The sequence below is a fragment of the Thiolapillus sp. genome (assembly GCF_048562965.1).
Classification (GTDB): domain Bacteria; phylum Pseudomonadota; class Gammaproteobacteria; order Chromatiales; family Chromatiaceae; genus Thiolapillus; species Thiolapillus brandeum_A.
Genome location: NZ_JBHNMF010001548.1, coordinates 1 through 564 on the forward strand (window position 1 = coordinate 1; position 564 = coordinate 564).

General features: G+C 52.1%; 1 pseudogene. It reads left to right on the top strand.

The features are described from left to right. Positions 1 to 281, top strand: a pseudogene (locus ACOCD2_RS25440) (hypothetical protein); the annotation flags it as partial. Between the last annotated feature and the right edge of the window lie 283 nt (positions 282 to 564).

A 564-nucleotide genomic window follows, 5' to 3' on the forward strand; every position in this document is an offset into this window, starting at 1 on the left:
AACCCTCTAGTCTCGGATTGGATTCCATCGGTGATCTGTCCGGCTTGCTGAACCAGCCGACCGGTGGGAACGGCGGGCCGCTGGAGCTGCCCATCGATCTGATCGATGAAGATCCGAATCAACCACGTCACGAAGACAGCCCCGGTTTCTCCAAGCAGAGTCTCGGCGAGCTGGCCGAGACGATCCGGGAACGCAAGGTCAAGTCGCCTATCCCGCATCGCTCACCGATCTCCTGGTTCCAGCATTTTGGGCACCGGGACGTGGCCAAGATAGCTCGATAGCCAATTTCTCGTGCCAAGGCACTCGCCAGGAGAAGAGATTCTCGTGTTTTTCGCTCTCTCAGGAGCTCTGGAGGATGTTTTTTTGACAGAACAGACGCACCAGTCCCTCAGCACCCAGGACTGATTCTTTGAGCCGATGTTGTCGGGGACGGAAGAACCTATCTAGTTCCCGTCTATAAATGCCAAGTCATTGAAATTCAATTGAAAAACCGAAAAAAGACGATGAGAAATCCGGTGCAGGATGGTACAATTATGATCTTAAAGCATTGATACATAAGAAAAC